Here is a 1,820-nt window from a genome sequence, read left to right on the forward strand (position 1 = left end):
CTGGCATCGGCGTCAGTAGAGCCCGGCGAGCTCGGCGGATTCGAGCTCCGCGGCGGGGCAGTCCAGGGCGATGGCGCCGTCGCGCAGGCCGATGACCCGGCTGGCGTACTGGCGGGCGATGGCCGGATCGTGCAGGGCCATGACCCAGCTGCTGAAGCGCGTGCCGATCAACGTCATGACCCGCGCCGCCAGCGGCGGATCGAGCCCGGCCAGGGGTTCGTCCGCCAGCAGCCGCTCGCCGCCACGGTACAGGGCGCGGGCGATGGCCACCCGCTGCTGCTGGCCGCCGGACAGGCTGCCGGTGGCGCTGAACAGCGCGTCAGCCAGTTCCAGCTCCTCGAGCAGAGCGTGGATGGCGCGTTTGGCGCGCGCCTGCGGCCAGGCCAGATTGAGCAGGTTGGCGGGCCAGGCATGCCGGTCCAGGCGGCCGCTGTAGACATTGTGGAAAACGCTCAGGTTGGCGACCAGGCCCAGGGTCTGCGGTATCCATGCCGGCTCGTCGCTGTGGTCCCGGCACTGCTGGTGCAGCAGTTTCAGCAGGGTGGACTTGCCGGCACCGCTCCTGCCCAGCAGGGTGATGCGTTCCCCCGGCCGAAGACTGAGGCTTACGGACTGCAGCACCTGGCGGCCCTGATAGTGGGCGCCTGCAATGTGGAACTGCCAGGCCGGGGCGCTCAGCTCACTCATCCATCAGTCCGATGGCGCGGGCGGTTTCGGCGATGGCTTCGAAATCGGCGTTGCTGGCGGGAATAAAGGCACTGCGCGGAAACGCGGCCAGCAGCTCGGGATCGTCCATGTCCAGCAGCGCCTGGCGAACCCGCGCCGCAAAGCCCGCGCCCCAGCGCGCGTCCACATCGCCGCGCAGGGTCCACTGGTAGTCCGGGTAGGGCGGCGTGGTCCAGATCACGCGCACCTTGTCGGGATCGATGTTGCCCTGGGCCAGCTCCTCGTCCCACACCGCGTAGTTGAGGGTGCCCAGCTGGTAGGCGCCGGCCTGCACCAGGGCGATGGTGCGGGAGTGGTTGGCGGAAAAGCCCACCCGGCTGAACAGGGTTTCAGGGGCCTCGCCGAAGCGCTGGCGCAGGTAGTACTCGGGCATCAGCCGCCCGGAGGTCGAGCTCTTGCTGCCGAAGGTCAGGGTCATGCCCCGGATGGCGTCGGGCAGCGTCTCGGCGGGTTCCAGCCCGGTGCTGACGTGGGCGATAAGGTAGCTTTTGAAGCGCGGGTCCTCGGCGCCCTGGGCGATCACCTGGGCGCCCGGCACCAGGCGCCGGGCCTGTACGCCGGTGAGGCCGCCGAACCAGGCCAGCTGCACCTGGTCGTTGCGGAATGCACTGACCGCTGCGGGATAGGACTTCACCGGAATGTATTCGACCTCGACCTTGAGCCGCTCGGCGAGATACACCGCGACCCGGTCGAAGCGCGCCTTGAGGCGGGTCTCGTCCTCGTCGGGAATCGCGGTAAACACAAACGGTTCAGCGAGGCTGTGCCAGCTCAGCAGGCTGGCGAACAACAGGCTCAGGGCGAGGCGCAATGGCTGCACGGGTAAGGTCCTTGATTCAGTGGTTATACAGGGTCAGTGACAGAGCCGGATGGCGTCGCGCTGTGAGGGAGCCGCGCGGGTGTCTGCGGCGGCAATTGTACCGATGATGGCGGCCTGGCCGTAACCCGCCTGACGCAGGGCGGCGACGCAGGCATCGGCACCGTTCGCCGGCAGACTCGCCATCATCGGTACAATTGCCGCCGCAGACACCCGCGCGGCTCCCTCACAGCGCGACGCCATCCGGCTCTGTCACTGACCCTGTATAACCACTGAATCA

The 1,820-nt window shown here is 68.4% G+C and carries 2 protein-coding genes; both read right to left on the reverse strand.

The genetic code is table 11. The features are described 5' to 3' along the window. Positions 1-12 precede the first annotated feature (12 nt). On the reverse strand, positions 13-687 hold the full coding sequence (locus VL129_RS08955) for an ATP-binding cassette domain-containing protein (RefSeq protein ID WP_325412228.1): 675 nt from the start codon (positions 685-687) through the stop codon (positions 13-15). Further along, on the reverse strand, positions 680-1,543 hold the full coding sequence (locus VL129_RS08960; RefSeq protein ID WP_325412230.1) for a putative selenate ABC transporter substrate-binding protein: 864 nt from the start codon (positions 1,541-1,543) through the stop codon (positions 680-682). The genes VL129_RS08955 and VL129_RS08960 overlap by 8 nt, the downstream gene beginning before the upstream one ends. Positions 1,544-1,820 lie beyond the last annotated feature (277 nt).

It is taken from the genome of Pseudomonas sp., assembly GCF_035497915.1.
Taxonomy (GTDB): Bacteria; Pseudomonadota; Gammaproteobacteria; order Pseudomonadales; family Pseudomonadaceae; genus Serpens.

Bases quoted from the DNA above. Each gene is read 5' to 3' on its own strand.
- VL129_RS08955 (WP_325412228.1), bottom strand. From the start codon at position 687: ATGAGTGAGCTGAGCGCCCCGGCCTGGCAGTTCCACATTGCAGGCGCC.